18 protein-coding genes and 1 tRNA gene are annotated in these 15,625 nt (G+C 44.1%); 18 read left to right on the top strand and 1 reads right to left on the bottom strand.

Going from position 1 to position 15,625, the window contains the following annotated elements:
- Positions 1 to 171: 171 nt before the first annotated feature.
- The 14 genes from SWOL_RS13150 to SWOL_RS13085 all read left to right on the top strand — a co-directional run bounded on the left by SWOL_RS13150 (position 172) and on the right by SWOL_RS13085 (position 10,356).
- A complete protein-coding gene (locus tag SWOL_RS13150) occupies positions 172 to 1,563 on the top strand; it encodes an aminopeptidase (protein ID WP_011641911.1) in 1,392 nt (463 codons plus the stop codon).
- A 58-nt stretch (positions 1,564 to 1,621) separates the two neighbouring features.
- The gene (locus tag SWOL_RS14620) at positions 1,622 to 1,813 is read left to right on the top strand and encodes a hypothetical protein (RefSeq protein ID WP_041427619.1); all 192 of its coding nucleotides are present in this window, start codon (positions 1,622 to 1,624) and stop codon (positions 1,811 to 1,813) included.
- Positions 1,761 to 2,825, top strand: a complete 1,065-nt coding sequence (selD, locus tag SWOL_RS13140) for a selenide, water dikinase SelD (protein WP_081424872.1) — start codon at positions 1,761 to 1,763, stop codon at positions 2,823 to 2,825. Before SWOL_RS14620 ends, selD begins: the two co-directional genes overlap by 53 nt.
- Positions 2,826 to 3,025: 200 nt before the next feature.
- Positions 3,026 to 3,220 (top strand): DUF951 domain-containing protein, encoded by a 195-nt coding sequence (locus SWOL_RS13135; RefSeq protein WP_011641909.1) that lies wholly within the window; start codon positions 3,026 to 3,028, stop codon positions 3,218 to 3,220.
- Positions 3,221 to 3,282: 62 nt separating this feature from the next.
- The gene (locus SWOL_RS13130; protein ID WP_041427617.1) at positions 3,283 to 3,498 is read left to right on the top strand and encodes a hypothetical protein; all 216 of its coding nucleotides are present in this window, start codon (positions 3,283 to 3,285) and stop codon (positions 3,496 to 3,498) included.
- A 275-nt stretch (positions 3,499 to 3,773) separates the two neighbouring features.
- A complete protein-coding gene (rpsF, locus tag SWOL_RS13125) occupies positions 3,774 to 4,067 on the top strand; it encodes a 30S ribosomal protein S6 (RefSeq protein ID WP_011641908.1) in 294 nt (97 codons plus the stop codon).
- Positions 4,068 to 4,108: 41 nt separating this feature from the next.
- Positions 4,109 to 4,561 (top strand): single-stranded DNA-binding protein, encoded by a 453-nt coding sequence (locus SWOL_RS13120; protein ID WP_011641907.1) that lies wholly within the window; start codon positions 4,109 to 4,111, stop codon positions 4,559 to 4,561.
- Positions 4,562 to 4,579: 18 nt separating this feature from the next.
- Positions 4,580 to 4,804, top strand: coding sequence for a 30S ribosomal protein S18 (gene rpsR, locus SWOL_RS13115; RefSeq protein WP_011641906.1), 225 nt, complete (start codon positions 4,580 to 4,582; stop codon positions 4,802 to 4,804).
- Positions 4,805 to 4,986: 182 nt separating this feature from the next.
- Entirely contained in the window at positions 4,987 to 5,307 is a 321-nt protein-coding gene (locus SWOL_RS13110; RefSeq protein ID WP_011641905.1) for a MazG-like family protein, read from the top strand.
- Position 5,308: 1 nt separating this feature from the next.
- Positions 5,309 to 6,274 carry a YybS family protein gene (locus SWOL_RS13105; RefSeq protein WP_011641904.1) on the top strand — a complete coding sequence of 322 codons (966 nt, stop codon included), beginning with the start codon at positions 5,309 to 5,311 and terminating at the stop codon, positions 6,272 to 6,274.
- A complete protein-coding gene (gene rplI, locus SWOL_RS13100) occupies positions 6,271 to 6,717 on the top strand; it encodes a 50S ribosomal protein L9 (protein WP_011641903.1) in 447 nt (148 codons plus the stop codon). The genes SWOL_RS13105 and rplI overlap by 4 nt, the downstream gene beginning before the upstream one ends.
- Positions 6,718 to 6,733: 16 nt before the next feature.
- Positions 6,734 to 8,746, top strand: a complete 2,013-nt coding sequence (gene lonC / locus SWOL_RS13095) for a Lon family ATP-dependent protease (RefSeq protein WP_011641902.1) — start codon at positions 6,734 to 6,736, stop codon at positions 8,744 to 8,746.
- Between the two features lie 213 nt (positions 8,747 to 8,959).
- On the top strand, positions 8,960 to 10,240 hold the full coding sequence (locus tag SWOL_RS13090) for an adenylosuccinate synthase (protein ID WP_011641901.1): 1,281 nt from the start codon (positions 8,960 to 8,962) through the stop codon (positions 10,238 to 10,240).
- Positions 10,241 to 10,281: 41 nt separating this feature from the next.
- Positions 10,282 to 10,356, top strand: a tRNA-Val gene (locus SWOL_RS13085).
- Positions 10,357 to 10,701: 345 nt separating this feature from the next.
- Here SWOL_RS13085 and SWOL_RS13080 read toward each other — a convergent pair.
- Positions 10,702 to 10,962: a hypothetical protein gene (locus tag SWOL_RS13080; RefSeq protein ID WP_011641900.1), complete on the bottom strand. Its 261-nt coding sequence runs from the start codon at positions 10,960 to 10,962 to the stop codon at positions 10,702 to 10,704.
- 556 nt (positions 10,963 to 11,518) lie between these two features.
- Here SWOL_RS13080 and csx15 point away from each other — a divergent pair.
- From csx15 to SWOL_RS13060, 4 genes are read left to right on the top strand one after another with little or no spacing between them, the layout of a single operon-like run.
- Entirely contained in the window at positions 11,519 to 11,899 is a 381-nt protein-coding gene (gene csx15, locus SWOL_RS13075; RefSeq protein WP_041427616.1) for a CRISPR-associated protein Csx15, read from the top strand.
- A gap of 41 nt (positions 11,900 to 11,940) precedes the next feature.
- Positions 11,941 to 12,696, top strand: a complete 756-nt coding sequence (locus tag SWOL_RS13070) for a hypothetical protein (RefSeq protein ID WP_011641898.1) — start codon at positions 11,941 to 11,943, stop codon at positions 12,694 to 12,696.
- Between the two features lie 16 nt (positions 12,697 to 12,712).
- The gene (locus SWOL_RS13065) at positions 12,713 to 14,023 is read left to right on the top strand and encodes a PDDEXK family nuclease (protein ID WP_011641897.1); all 1,311 of its coding nucleotides are present in this window, start codon (positions 12,713 to 12,715) and stop codon (positions 14,021 to 14,023) included.
- Positions 14,024 to 14,027: 4 nt separating this feature from the next.
- Entirely contained in the window at positions 14,028 to 15,620 is a 1,593-nt protein-coding gene (locus tag SWOL_RS13060; RefSeq protein ID WP_207635302.1) for a Cas10/Cmr2 second palm domain-containing protein, read from the top strand.
- Positions 15,621 to 15,625: the final 5 nt, after the last annotated feature.

Raw genomic sequence — 15,625 nt, 5'->3', positions numbered from 1 at the left:
TGATACTATAAAGTATAGGGAGCGTGGATGCGGCAAAAGCTAAAGCGAGGAATTTAAGGTATGCAACAATGACTCTATTGCAAAAACCCCTTTTTGTTAACATAGGGTTGTATAATTATAACTTTTTTACAGCGAAATCAACAAATTTATTCATAAAAAGGAGGAAACATTTTGAGCGAGCAAAAAGAAAATCTAAAAAAGAATGCCTGGCTACGAATAAAACCAGCGGATTTACCGATGGTTCATGATTTCAACCAGGGTTACCGGGATTTTCTCAATCAGGTAAAAACGGAGAGAGAGGCGGTTGCTTACATAAAGCAGGCAGCCCAGGGGCATGGTTTTATTGACCTGGATAGGGTTGCTTCTCTTGAGCCTGGGCAAAAGCTCTTTTTCCAGCAAAAAGGGAAAATATGTGCCCTGGTGGTTATTGGCCAGGAAGCTATGGAGAATGGGGTCAACATGGTGGTATCCCATATCGACTCCCCCCGCCTGGATCTTAAAGCTAATCCTTTATATGAAGCAGATGGCCTGGCCCTGTTCAAAACCCATTATTACGGAGGGATAAAGAAATACCAGTGGCTGGCTATCCCTCTGGCTTTACACGGTGTGGTAATTAAAAAGGATGGACAAGTGGTGAGTGTTGTTATTGGCGAGGAAAATGATGATTTTGTTTTGAGCATTGCGGATCTCCTGCCTCATTTGGCCAAAGAACAGATGGAAAAAAAGATGTCCGAAGCGATTCCAGCGGAGAACCTGAACATCTTGGTAGGTAGTCAACCTCTGGGAGATACTGCAGATAACCCTATTAAGAAACAAGTCTTGCAGATTCTACAAGAAAAATATGCCATAGAAGAAGAGGATTTCAGCAGTGCAGAACTGCAGGCGGTTCCCGCTTTTCAGGCCCGGGATATTGGTTTTGACCGCAGTATGATCGGAGCCTATGGGCAGGATGACCGGGTTTGTGCCTATACTTCATTAAGGGCTGCGCTGGAGCTGGAAGCACCCAAGAGAACTGCGATCTGCCTCTTTGTGGACAAGGAAGAAATTGGAAGCAACGGCAATACCGGACTGCAATCACTTATCATAGAAAACCTCATGGCTGAATTAATGAGTAAAGCCGGGTACAACAATTATTTGGCCCTGCGTAAGAGCCTGGCCAATTCTTGTGCCCTGTCAGCCGATGTAAATGCGGCGGTTGACCCCAATTATCCCGAAGTATTCGAGAAGATGAATTGTAGTTTTCTTTCGCGGGGAGTAGTGTTAACCAAGTATACCGGCTCCCGGGGAAAAAGTAATTCCAACGATGCCAATCCCGAGTTTTTAGCCAGGATCCGGAGGCTTTTTGATGATAATGAAGTATTCTGGCAGGTGGGCGAATTAGGGAAAGTGGACATAGGAGGGGGAGGAACCGTAGCCCATTACATGGCCCGTTATGGTATGGAAGTGGTAGATCTGGGGGTGGCTTTGCTGGGCATGCACTCACCTTTTGAGGTTTCCAGCAAAGTGGATGTATTTTTAGCCTACAAAGCCTATCGGGTTTTTATGCAGAGCTTTACCAATTAGTAATGAGGCAGGATGAATAATTGACCCTACTGCAAAAGCCCCTTTTGGTGCAGAAAGGTTGCATAAATATACAAAGCGCTGGCGAAGCATAGATGCAGCACCCGGCACCCTGCGGGTACGCCTGATGTACCTTACGTATACCATCAAGGTTGCACCCGGCAAAGGTGAGCAGGCGAAAACGGGAAGGGGGGAAATAAATGAAGCAAACCAGACTAACAGAGATGGTAAGGGCTGCCGGCTGAGCAGCTAAGATAGGGCCGGAGGCCCTGGAGTCTATTCTCAAGGATTTTCCTTTACCGGTACATCCTGATCTCTTGATAGGAATTGAGAGCAGGGATGATGCGGCTGTTTTAAAACTGGACGAGGAAAAGGCCTTGATTCAGACCATTGATTTTTTTACGCCTATGGTTGATGACCCCTTCATCTTTGGGCAGATAGCCGCAACTAACGCCCTGAATGATATATATGCTATGGGGGGTACCCCCATTTTGGCTTTAAATGTAGTATGTTTCCCCGAATGTGCGGATTTGCAAGTTCTCCGGAAGATACTGGAAGGCGGTCTCAGTAAAGTATTGGAGGCAGGAGCTTTGCTGGTGGGGGGGCATACGGTGGATGACAACGAACCAAAATATGGTCTGGCGGTATCCGGTTTGGTTCATCCCCAGAAAATTATAGCTAACAACGGGGCCCAACCGGGAGACCTTTTATTTTTGACCAAACCCCTGGGCAATGGCGTGATTGCTACCAGCATCAAAGCGGAGATGGTTTCAGGTGAAGCTTATAAAGAAGCGATAAAGTGGATGTCCATGCTGAACCGGGAAAGCAGCCAGGCCATGATGGAAGTAGGGGTAAATGCAGCCACGGATATTACCGGGTTTGGGCTGATGGGACACCTCTATGAAATGGCCTGGGGCAGCGATGTTCAAGTGGAAGTTTTCGCCGACAAAGTTCCATTTATGGAAGGAACCCTGGAATATGCCGGTCTGGGGCTAATACCAGGCGGTGCGTATAACAACCGGGATTATCTGAAAGATAAAGTGGAGTATGCAGGGAACATTGATCCTTTGATTCGAGATTTGTTTTTTTCACCAGAGACTGCCGGAGGCCTGTTGATAGCCGTTGCGGAGAAAAAGGCGGGTGAACTACTGCAGGTTATGGAAAAGCGGGGCTCTTTTTGTAATCTAATAGGTAGAGTACGGGGCGAGCATTTTAGCCCGATAAGAGTGCGGGACAGTCGCGGGGCCGAGGGACAGAACCCTTGACCTACTTAGTAGGTAAAGTGAGGGGTGAGGGGCGTCAAAAGGACCGTCTCCTTGACACCTGGTTTAGATGTAGAAGCCCGAATTTGCCAACAATCCCGGCTCCGTTTCGGCCAGCCACAAAAACCGTCCCTGTGGCAGGCGGTGGCAGGCGACAATTGGCTGTTTTTTTGTAGAACTTGCTATTAGGGGAGGAGAGATGTATGGAAAGAAAGAGCTTTGGCTTGGGGGATATTGTCCGTATGAAAAAACAACATCCCTGCGGCAGTTTCAACTGGGAGGTTACCCGTATGGGGGCGGACATAAAAATCAAATGCCAGGGTTGTGGCCGAATAGTAATGCTGCCCCGGCTTCAGTTTGAAAAACGCATGATCCGGGTGGAAAAAGAAGCTCACTAACACTTTCTTCCGTATGGGCATATAATAAACTACATAATCTGCCTTAAAGGAGGTGAAGCCAGGTGGATGCTAAAAATCCTGGCAACCAGGGCTTCACAGCGGGTGATTTGGTAACGGTAAAAAGCATGCCCCAGGACGAACGCTTTTGTATCATTGGTTTTAAGGAAAGTGATAGTGGGGAGAAAATGGCCATTTTGAAGGCATTATTTAACGACACCTATATTATTGAGAAACCCCTGTCCTTGTTGCAAACCCTATTAATAAAAGGAATACTTTAACCTTCTTCCGGGGGATAAATACGAGGTTTTACAGCAAATTCTACCAGAAAAAAAGATAATTTAAACGGCTTTACTACTAGCTTTTTTTAGTTGACCGGGCTTCTTAAAGTGCCGCATAATGGCCAGGGGAGGACGCGGTCAATTCTGTTTTTTTACTGGTGTTTTTTCTTGCAACAAATTTACAATACTGGTATAATCAATTGAAGTCCCTGCCCCGGGTAAGAACGGGGCCGAAATCCATGCCATGGATTAGTCCGTAGGGAGGAGGTGTAACGATGCGCACATACGAAATGATGTTTGTCCTCAGACCTGATTTGGAAGAAGAACAAGTTTTGGAAACCAAAGAAAGACTGCAGAAGATCATAGCCGATTTTGGCGGTGAATTCATTAATGCAGCAGACGGGTGGGGCAAAAAACGACTTGCCTATGCCATTGACGATTATGTAGAAGGTATTTATAGCCTGTGGTATTTCAAAGGCAAGCCGGAAACTGTCGATGAATTGGACAGGATTATCAAAATTTCGGAGAACTTTTTGCGCCACATCATTATTCGCCAGGATGAAAAATAACGCATGATTATATTGTTTTTAGGGGAACAGGGGGGAAAGCCATGCTGAATCGGGTTATCTTGATTGGTCGATTGACCAAAGATCCGGAACTTCGTTATACCCAGAACGGGACTGCTGTGGCCACTTTTACATTGGCGGTTGACCGCAAGTACAAACGGGAGGAAACTGACTTTATTCCTATCGTGGTTTGGGCCAAGCAGGCGGAAAATTGTGCTAACTACCTGAACAAGGGTAGTTTGGTAGCGATTGAAGGAAGGATACAGGTTAGAACTTATGACAATCAAGAAGGACAAAGACGCTGGGTTACCGAAGTAGTGGCGGAAGATGTCCGTTTCATGGGGAAACCGGCAGGGAGTAGAGGCTCAACCCCTGACTATGCTGATAAGACCAGCAAACGAGATTTTGATGACAACTGGAGCGATTTGGGACGAGAAGTAAACATGGATAACATCGATCTGGTTGACCAGCACGAAGATGAGGATATACCTTTCTAGTCAGAGGAGGCAGATTAATTGAAAAAGGATCGACGCAAAAAAAGACGCCAATGTAATTGGTGTGCCGATAAAATTGAAGTTGTTGATTACAAGGAGATTCCCAGGCTCCGCCGCTATATTACAGAAAGAGGGAAAATATTACCTCGCAGAATAACCGGCAATTGTGCCCATCACCAGAGACAGTTGACCGTAGCCATAAAGAGGGCTCGGATCATGGCTCTTCTTCCCTATACTTCTGAATAAGCAAAGAAAAAACGCCCTCGCCGGAGGGCTTTTTCTTTTATATGTACGCCCGGCATGTATATCACGGTGACGGTTCTGCTGATATACTTATATATCAGCAGAACCGTCACCGTGATATATGATCAGCTTTTGCAGGAAATGCGCTCTTTGATGAAGAAAAGTACTGCAGGAGGTGTAATCACTTGAAGGGAAAGGTCAAAGAACTGGACATCGCCCAGAATTTAAAAACTATCGAGTGGCTCAAAGCGGAATTGGTGGATTCGATGGCAGCACTCTTCAAAGCTCTATTGCAGAAGGGAAATGATGCTATTCAGGATGCCGCCAGCACTATTATTATTATTACCTACCTGCTGGCACGGCGGGTAGGCGTGACTTTCTTCGTTTTGGATCAAGCCATTAAGGAAAAGTTAAGGACCAGCATAAAGGAGTCAGAAGAAATAGGCAGCTGGTCGGGTGATCTTTCCGAACTATATAAGTACCTTGAGAGCAAGAAGAGGTGGTAATTTGTCGGCATTTATCAAGCTTTCCCTTATTAGTTCTCTGCTTTTGTGTTTGACTGTACTGCTCCCACCCCTGGCTTTTATCATAGCTATTGGCTGGGGTGCTCTGCTTATCAGGGGGAGTTTGACTCTCTCACAGCGCCAGATAGGCTTGATATATCTGCTCAATTTCTCCCTTTTATATGGGCTTGCTGGAACCAGCACCCTGCTTTTTTATGCGGCCTTTTTTGGATTGCCGGCCCTGCTTATGAGCTTGCTCATAAACCGCCATCAAGCTTATTATAGTATTCAAAAATGGGGAGTAGCTGCTGCCGTATTAGGAGTTTCATTATTTCTGGGTCTTCTCTACTGGAATAGCGGGCAGATTGGCATGGAGCAAACGGAATTACAGATAAACAATTATGTGCAAGAGTCATTAAAAGCCTATGAAGATTCTGGATTTATTGGCTTTTATGAGTCCCAGGGATTAAGCCGGGCCGAGCTTGAAAAGAGCTTTAGAACCATGACCCGGAGTATAGTTCGGCATCTACCGGCCCTGTACTATGTTCAGGCTATTATGGAAGTATTTTTCATGCTTTTGCTGGCCTCTTTCTTAAGCCGAAAAAGCCCGGATGAGCGTCTAAAAAGGAAAGCCTATACGGAAGAAATGATGCCCTGGCCATTGGTATGGGTATTAATTGTGGGTTTGGCATTGTGGTTATGGGGCCGGGATGAGATGGGTTCCCTGTATTATGTAGGCTCGAATATTATGGTTGTTATGACGCCGATAGCAGTTTATTACGGCCTGGCCGTACTTTTATTTGAATTTAAACGACTTTTACCTTCTAAACGCAAGCTATTTGCCACATTGCTTATCATTCTATCCCTGTTTTTTCCGCTATCAGCCATAATATTTTTAAGTCTGATGGGATTGTTCGATTCCTTGCTTAATTTTAGAAAAATAGCTTTGGAACGGGAGGTTGAAAAATGAAGGTTATATTGATTCAGGAGGTAAAGAACCTGGGAAAAGCCGGGGAAATTAAAGAGGTATCAGATGGTTATGCCAGGAATTTCCTGATTCCCCGAGGTTTGGCCGAAGAAGCTACCAAAGGCAAGGTCAAGGAAAGCGAAGAAAAAAAGCTGAAGATGCAGCGAAAAAAGGAAAAGGAATTAAGTGAGGCCGAAAAGCTCAAAGAAAAGCTGCAGGGAAAAACTATTAGCATTAAAGCCCGGGCCGGTGGTGCTGACCGCCTGTTTGGAGCGGTGACTTCACGGGAGATTTCCGAGATTTTACAGCAGGAGTTGGGAATAGTCATCGATAAAAAGAAAATTGAACTGCCCCAACCCATTAAACAATTGGGAGAATACAAGGTTAAAGTGAAAGTATATCCCTCCATACAAGCGGAAATAAAGGTGATAGTTGCCGCAGAATGATTCTAGGAGGATAACGGTGAAGCAGTATTCAGTCGCAACAGAATTTAGCCAGGAAACGGAGCAAAGCCAGGAAACCCAATTATACTGGAAGATAGAATGCTTATATAAGAACCTGGGGCTCATTTACGGTACCCAGGGACTCATACTGAGGGCCAGCAAGCTGGATGCTATCGATTTGATGGGCTCGCCAAAGCTGGAGGAAAGAATATTAGCCTTGCAGAGAATCCTGCAAGAAGACCCTACCATAAATGAAGTGGACCCCCCGGGCAACCTGGGCCTGGCCCTGGATCGTTTGGAGGAAAAGGTGGCGGAGGTTTTCGCTCGGAAAAGCATAGAAGAGCAGATTCAACAGCGCATTCAGGAAAAGATGGATGAAAAATACAGCGAATATATCCGAGATTTGAAATTAGAGGTTTTAAAGGAACAAAGCAGCAGCCCGGAGAATGCTCAAACCCTAAAAAAATTGGGCAGGCTGGAGAAAATGGAGCACACTAATCTCAGTCGCTCGGCTCTGGAAATTCTCCGGCCATCCTGCCGGGAGGATATAATTGGGCAGGGGAAAGCCCTCAGCTCCATAATATCCAAGTTAAACAATCCTTACCCCCAGCATATCCTGCTCTATGGCCCTCCCGGGGTGGGCAAAACCAGCTGTGCCCGCCTGGCTCTGGAGATGGTCAAAGGACGGAAAGGGAATCCATTTAAAGAAGATGCCCCCTTTATCGAAGTGGATGGAACCACCCTGCGCTGGGACCCGCGCGAATCCACCAACCCCCTACTGGGATCAGTACATGACCCCATATACCAGGGAGCAAAAAGAGAATTGGCGGAGGAAGGCATACCAGAACCCAAGCTGGGGCTGGTGTCTGATGCCCATGGCGGTATTCTCTTTATTGATGAATTGGGGGAAATGGATCCATTGCTGCAAAACAAACTATTGAAAGTCCTGGAAGATAAGCGGGTATTTTTTGAATCCTCCTATTATGACCCCCATAATGAGAGGATTCCCCAGTATATAAAACAGCTTTTTGAAAAAGGGGTGCCGGCAGATTTCATATTGATAGGAGCTACCACCAAAAGCAAGGAAGAAATCAACCCGGCTTTCCGATCACGCTGTATGGAAGTTTTTTTTGAACCGCTCAGAGCGGATCATATTCGCCAGATGGTAGTAAACTCGGCAAAAAAACTTAATATAAACATGGAAGATGGGGTAGCCGAGATTATTGCTGAATATACCGCAGAAGGGCGTGGGGCTAATAAGATACTGGTTGATGCCTATGCCCTGGCAGTAAACGAAAGCTGTGGAGAAGAAGCCCCGCTGGAAGTCCGCTGCCAGCATATATACCAGGCCATTCGCAACAGCCGCATCACCCCCCAGATACTAAACCGGGCCTCTGACAGCAGCGAAGTTGGCAAGATCTTTGGCGTAGGGGTTTCTGGCTACCAGGCCAGCTTGATTGAACTGGAGGCTATAGCCTTCCCGGCTGAGGAACAAGGGAAAGGCAATATTCGTTTCAATGACACTGCTGGTTCCATGGCCCGGGATTCCCTTTTTAATGCCACTTCTTTGTTTAGAAAAGAAACCGGGGAAAACTTGAAGAATTATGACCTGCATATAAACATAGTGGGCGGAGGCAATGTGGACGGGCCTTCAGCCGGAGCCGCCATTTACCTGGCCATATTGAGTGCGATAAAAGGCATGGCTCTGCGTCAGGATCTAGCCATTACCGGTGAAGTATCCATACAGGGACGTGTAAAAGCCGTGGGGGGGATTTACGAAAAAATATACGGAGCCCGCCAGGCCGGTATAAAAAAGCTGCTCATTCCCCGGGACAACCTGAAGGATGTTCCTGAGGATATAAAAGGTTTGAAGATTGTACCCATTAGTTACATAAAGGAAGCATACCCCCATGTTTTTAGCCCAGGCCAGGTAGAATCCGGCGGCGAATTACCCATATATAAAGAGGTGAGATATGTCCCCCGCTTCTTGAGCGGCCGGGTTCCTATTAACAAAACAGGCGGCGGGTTCTAATCCCCCGCCTCGTTGCAGCGGTTTGTTGAAACTGCTCCGCAGTTTCTTCCGATGCTTAAAGCTTGCGGGAAAGGGGGATTAGCTCCCCCTTTCTTTGGGCCGAAGGTACCGTCTTATGGGGATATGCCTTAAGTTGACACGCCCTGGTGCTTCTGCTACTATTAGTTTGGCAATAAGCCAAAAGCAGCAGGTAACAAAGCAGGGGGTGGAGTAATGTCAGCCGTAGTTTTGGTGGGAGCCCAGTGGGGTGACGAAGGCAAAGGGAAAATAACTGATTTTCTGGCGGAGAAAGCCAACTGTGTGGTCAGGTACCAGGGAGGAAGCAATGCCGGGCATACAGTAGAAGTGAGCCAGGAAAAATTTATGTTGCACTTGATACCCTCTGGTATTCTCTATCCGGAAACCCTTTGCGTTATAGGAAATGGCGTAGTTGTTGATATGGGCAAACTCATAGAAGAAATAGACGGTCTGCAAAAAAGAGGTATTGACACCAGTAATTTAAGGATTAGTCTCAGAAGCCCGGTGGTAATGCCCTATCATAAAAGAATTGATGAGTTGGAAGATCGCCATACCAGGATAGGGACCACTAAAAGAGGAATAGGACCGGCTTATGCCGATAAAATAAATCGCATAGGTTTTCGTATGGGCGATATTCTTACCGGTGGTGAATGTTTCCGGGAGAGATTCAAGGCTCAAATTGAATACAAAAACCGTATTATGGAGGAAATATATCAAGAGGATGGTTTTGACTACCAGCAAATGCTTAATGAGGTTCTCGGGCAGGCGGAGCAACTGAAGAAATACCTGGCCGATACTTCGTATTTGGTGTACACAGCGATAAAAGAGGGCAAGAAGGTTCTTTTTGAAGGGGCCCAGGGCACTTTGCTGGATATTGACCATGGGACCTATCCCTATGTTACTTCTTCCCATCCCATTGCCGGAGGAGCCTGTGTCGGCACCGGTATCGGACCTACTAATATAAGTAAAGTGCTGGGGGTAGCCAAGGCCTATACCACCCGCGTGGGGGAAGGCCCTTTCCCTACTGAGTTGAACGATTTCCAGGGAGAAATCCTGCGGGACAAAGGCCAGGAATACGGCACTACTACCGGCAGGCCCAGGCGCTGTGGCTGGTTGGATACGGTTATTTTACGCTATGCGGTACGGATAAATGGCTTGACCGACTTTGCCATAACCAAATTAGATGTCTTGGATAGCTTCTCCACTATAAAAATATGCGTGGCCTATCGCTATAAAGGGCAATTGCTTACAGAATTCCCCAATAACATTGCGATTCTGGATGATTGCGAGCCGGAATATATCGAGCTGCCTGGTTGGCAGGAAGATATATCTGCAGCCTCCTCTATCGAGGACTTACCCCTCAACGCCCGGGCCTATGTAGCCAAAATCGAAGAACTGACTGGGGTAAAGGCGGCCATTATAGCCGTTGGGCCGAAAAGGAAACAGACGATTGTTAACAGTCCGCTTTTCACTTGATTGAACTGCTAAGAAAAAAATGATAAAATTCATCACATAAAGGGCGCGTAACTCAGCGGGAGAGTGCTACCTTCACACGGTAGAAGTCGTGGGTTCGAAACCCTCCGCGCCCACCATATAGAAGTAAAGCAATAGCGGGGCTTTTTTGGCCCCGCTAGTTTTATGTTTTAAATGGATTTTGCCATTTGCCCACAAAATGTCTAAAATAAGGCGAAAGTTCATTAAGCATAAAATATCGATTATAACTATTTGTAAATAGGTTTTATTTGCATCAATGAATAAATATAAAGAGTGTATTATTTTCAAATTAGGCTTAAAATGAAAATAAAGAATATAAAAAATTATTTTATTAGTTTTGATGCAAATAAGAGAGGGGTAAATTAAGATGCGAGCCAAGTATTAACAAAATTCGGGATGATTGTTCCGTTTATACTAAAGCATGTTATTCCATTGATATTCCTTTACCATACAGAATCCCCTTCCCTGTCAATAGCTTCAAAATCCCTCATGCTTTCAGTCAGGTCATTCATAAACATAGTATCGTTAATTGCTTCTTCCATGGATTTTTGCAAGGTTTCTTGTTTTAGTGTTTCTAAATAGAGTTCTATACTCTTACGTACAATTGCATTTTTAGAAGGTTCAATCTTCTGTTGAACATACCAGGTCATTCTTCCAATTAAATCTTCCGGAAGATTAAAAGTAACTTGTTTGTTCCCACTCATTCAAGTCCCCGCTTTCTACTATTGTTTTCCTTAATTTTATTATGTAAATGGTAATAGTACAATATGCGATTAAATTATTAATATCCCACAATAATTAACGGTAACAAATGAATATATGCAGTACTTTTAAGATATTTCGGCCCGCCACCCCCGCCGTTTGCCAGGCTACAATTCATGCCTGCAGAGGCTCCAAATCAAGGGATTGGGAGAAACCCTTTGGGGAGGGATCCAACCCGTATGGCTTGACCTTAACTTGGTGAAGCAGGCATGATAGTGTTTCCGGCGGTCTTGCGGGATGCGATTCATCTAGTTTCCATCAATTTCTTAACTCAACTTTCGTAGCAGAAAAGGATTAATTAATACACATGATATCCTGTCAATTGCCCCCTTTCGCCTTCGCCGGAAGGTAGATCCTGATTCGCCAGCGTTTCGTATTGTTATGCAGTAAAGTTAAAATTTGACAAGATTTTTCTATAATGGGCAGGAAATATATTCCCACATATAGAAATATTAAGTAATAAACGGAATATGCTCTAAATAAGGCAGGTGGTAACAGATTATTCTACTGAATTATGCTCATCCCATTACCTCCGAAGATATAGAAAAAATTAACCATCTCACAGAAAAACCATTGACTGAGATTAGGGACATTAATGCCCAGATCGACCCACAAATCGATGTAATAACTCAAATCGAAGCCATGCTGGATAATGCAGGCTTAAACCAGCAGGAATGGCAGACCATGCCGATACTAATCAATCTTCCATCATTAAATTATTCCACTGCTATTTTGTTGGCTATGTTGCATGGCAGGATGGGGTATTTCCCGGCAATACTACGCATGAAACCGGAACCGGAAACAATCCCGCCCCGGTTTGTGGTGGCGGAAATCATTAATTTGCGGGCATTGCGGGAGAAGGCGAGAAAAAAGCGGTAACCGTGCTGGGGCTCAAGACAGAAGGGAGGGGATTCCTAAGCTTGATAAAAAACAGCAGTCTTAAAGCGGTAATTACTAATGCAGCAGGGGCAATTGCCATTCTTATTTTTGGGAAAACTATTGATTTAGCTATAACTATATGTTCAAATACGCTGGAGAATAAGGGATGGACTTTTACAATAGCCGTGATGGGGATAATCTTATTCATAGCCATTGTACTGCGATTGTGGAATTGGTGGATGCTTCGCTCCCGGAGAAAAAGCTGGATTGAGCATAGAAATGCTGAACCAGTAAAGGGTTTGATTGCCGCGGTAAGTTTGGGGAAGGGTGAAACTGCGGCAGAGACAGCGATTAAGCTTCATACTCCCAAGTTGCAACATTGCTGGTTATTGGTTACCAAACAGGCTGATGATAATTACCAAAAGATATATCGGTGCTATAGCAAGTATGATCCTTGGGATGAAACCCAGGGACCCCGTTATCCCAGTGATGATGGTCATCCCATTGAGATACATAAACGGGAGATCGACAACCCGAATGATATAGATAATGTATTTAATGTCATGAAAGGCATTTACCGGGAGGCTGTGGATTTTGGTATCAGTGAGCAGGATATTCTGTGTGATTATACGGGGGCGACCGCTTCCGTCAGTGCCGCTATGATTTTGGTAACTGCCTTATCCGAGAATCGCAACCTTCAGTATTTAATGCCCAACGAAGTTGACGAAAACGGCAGAGCCAAGAGCGAAAAAGGAAGCACTCCGCTATTAATAGATTTTGTAATGCCTGGAGAATAAGAAAGGGAGGGATACCATGAGTAAACAAGAATATGATTTTACCGACCTGATACTATTGATAGGAACCAACCCATTGCCCAATTATGTGGTGGCAAAGTATTTTTTCCTGACTAACAAAAGCTTGCAGCGAATCTGGCTTATATATTCAGAAAAGACAGAGTTTTATCAGGGAACAGGGCAGTATGCCGAGGATATTAAGAAAGTACTGGAAACAGAATTTAAACAATCAAATGTGCGCTATTTGCTACACAACTTATCTGTTATTAGTCAGGCTCAGACAATTAAAGAGCAGGTGGCAAAAATCTTATCAAAACAAAACGGGATAAAGAAAATCCATCTTAATTATACCGGCGGAACCAAAGCTATGTCGGTTCATGCCTACCGGGCTTTAGAGGGAAAACTTGGGGAAGGATTTTCTGCATCATATCTGGACGCCCGTGATTATCGTATGAAGTTTGATAAAAATCCGGATATAAATACAGGGGATTTAAGAAAAACAATTCAGTTGAAAATGTCAGATCTGTTTAGTTTGCATAATAGCGAAATATTGGGCAATACAAATAATGAATATCTTGAAACCATATCGGACAGCCCCAGAAGGGATAATATTATGCAATCTATAGCTGACCTCGCAAACCAAAACAAGCTGTTAGATTTAAGAAATTGGTTTAATACGGCGAAACAAGGTGGACTTTTTTCAGAGGGCGAAAAGGGCGAAGAAAAAATCAAAAAAATAATGGCAAGCTTTAATGACAATTATAAGCTGTTGTTCAATTATTTGAGCAAGTTTCCTGATAATGATAGGTTTTGCGATGAAAAAGGTTATTGGTTATGTAGCAACTTTGATAAAAACAAGAATACAAAACAGCTAAATAAATTTCTCAATGGTGGTTGGTTAGAGGCATATGTAGCCTGGGTCATAAGTAATAATCGCAAAGAACAAAACAATGTCATTACCAATATATACCTTAAGACAAGGGGTAAATCCGGATCAAAAAAGTTTGAAATTGATGTTCTCGCGAAAAACGGCTATCAGATATGTGGTATTTCCTGTGGAACGCCCCTTAAATTCGAGAACCAAAAGGAAATATTACCCAACACATTAAAAAATAAAGGCTTTGAGGTAATCCTGCGCAGTTCTCAAATCGGAGGAGATGAAGCCCGTTCAGTTTTGGTTACATTGTTAAATCCTACATTGGCAAAGAACCTGGAAAACGACTTGAAAGCTGCTACCGGTGCGGGCCAGGATAAGTTCATAGTACTGGGCATAAACGATTTACCGGCAGAAAAGATGTGGGAAAAATTAAAGAAACACATCTACGAATAAAGGGGTGAAAATCATAGTGGATACATATTGTGCAGTGTTAATGGATGTAATATCCATACAAAAGTATATCTTTTCCAGCAATGAGTTGCGCTACAACCTGGGGGCTTCCCATATGGTAAAGACTTTGTTTGAGGATAATGCAGCAGAGGCTATAAAAAAAGCTTGTAATATTAATGATGAGGAGAGAATCAGAAGAGTCATGGCCGAATGGAGAAATAATCCAGACAAAATCCTAATGGAAGAAGATGCCTCCATACCATTTGAAATAGGAGTATCCGGTGGTGGAAAGGCACTGATATTTTTTCGGGAAAAAGATACGGCTGACGATACGGCCAGGAAATTTATCAAAATATTTACGAAAAGCTTATTAATTGACGCTCCTGGTTTACAACTGGCAGTAGCCAAAGAAGATAACTTCCCTTTGCAGGAAGGCTTTGCCGAACAACTGGTCAAATTGTTTGAACAGCTTATAATTAATCGCAACCAATACTTTCCGGTTACTACACTGCCAATGCATGGTATTACTGCAACTGGTTCCGAAGTAGGAACAGGCTTAAACATTTTCTCCGAGCAGAGGAAGAAATATTTATCTTGTGAAGCAGAAGCAAAAATAACTGCTGCGGAAAAAGCGGCCAAAGCTCTGCAGCGTGATTATACTGAAGAATTGAAGGGTTACCATTTCACTGAGCAGGTTGACCAGTTGGGACAAGTAGAAGGTGACAGTTATACAGCTATTGTACATATCGATGGAAACGGTATAGGTAACTGGTTCCAAAAAAGCAGCAATTTAGCAGATTACCGTGCCCGTTCCATAAACATGCAGCGAATTACCGAGGATAGTTTTAGAACGATTATATCGGAAGTTGTCGATATGGTGGATAAACTAAAAGATGTCCCCGGTTTTGCTATTAAAGATAACCTTCCCCTGCGCCCCCTCATTCAGGGTGGAGATGATCTTACCTTCATCTGTCACGGCAAACTGGGTTTATATCTCGCGGAGAGATTTTTAAACATCTGGACACAGAAAGCTAACCAGGAATTAAATGATTTACCTGTAGGCGGTTTCAGTGCCTGTGCCGGTGTTGCCATTGCTAAGACCAAATATCCCTTTTACCGGACTTATAAAGTTGCCGAAGAGCTTTGCTCACTAGCCAAGGAATGCCATCGAGAAAAGGGTGGATCCTGGCTGGATTTTTACATAATTAGTGGAACCAAAAGCGGTAGTATAAGCAATATTCGTAAGGAAGAGCATGTTAGTCATGGTCTGCAGCTATATTTTGGTCCTTACATTATTGACAATAAGAATGATAATAAAGCACTTGGCTACTTAAAAGACGGGATACGGGGTTTTTACGAAGATAGATTTTGGACTGGCCCTCATCTTAAGGAATTGAGGGCCGCGTTCAATTCTGGTTCGGAAGTCTTAAACACCTTATTGATTGATATGGCCGCCCGGGGAGGTTTTCTGCCCAATAAGGGGCATGAAAAGTATGATAAAAACTATAGTGACAAAGGCTACATAGATAAGGAAACACCCTATTTTGATATGCTGGAAATAATGGAGTTTTATCCAAGATTCTTATTGGAGAGGGGGTAATTATA

Origin of the sequence: Syntrophomonas wolfei subsp. wolfei str. Goettingen G311 (assembly GCF_000014725.1) — a bacterium.
Taxonomy (GTDB): domain Bacteria; phylum Bacillota; class Syntrophomonadia; order Syntrophomonadales; family Syntrophomonadaceae; genus Syntrophomonas; species Syntrophomonas wolfei.
The sequence above is the reverse complement of the archived record's forward strand: the minus strand, read 5'-3'. Positions and strand labels throughout refer to the sequence as shown.

What these genes read in the sequence shown, in the direction of transcription:
- rpsF (WP_011641908.1), top strand. Translation starts at nt 3,774, where the DNA reads ATGCGCACATACGAAATGATGTTTGTCCTCAGACCTGATTTGGAAGAA.
- SWOL_RS13080 (WP_011641900.1), bottom strand. Translation starts at nt 10,962, where the DNA reads ATGAGTGGGAACAAACAAGTTACTTTTAATCTTCCGGAAGATTTAATT.
- SWOL_RS13120 (WP_011641907.1), top strand. Translation starts at nt 4,109, where the DNA reads ATGCTGAATCGGGTTATCTTGATTGGTCGATTGACCAAAGATCCGGAA.
- SWOL_RS13065 (WP_011641897.1), top strand. Translation starts at nt 12,713, where the DNA reads ATGAGTAAACAAGAATATGATTTTACCGACCTGATACTATTGATAGGA.
- SWOL_RS13090 (WP_011641901.1), top strand. Translation starts at nt 8,960, where the DNA reads ATGTCAGCCGTAGTTTTGGTGGGAGCCCAGTGGGGTGACGAAGGCAAA.
- SWOL_RS13135 (WP_011641909.1), top strand. Translation starts at nt 3,026, where the DNA reads ATGGAAAGAAAGAGCTTTGGCTTGGGGGATATTGTCCGTATGAAAAAA.
- rplI (WP_011641903.1), top strand. Translation starts at nt 6,271, where the DNA reads ATGAAGGTTATATTGATTCAGGAGGTAAAGAACCTGGGAAAAGCCGGG.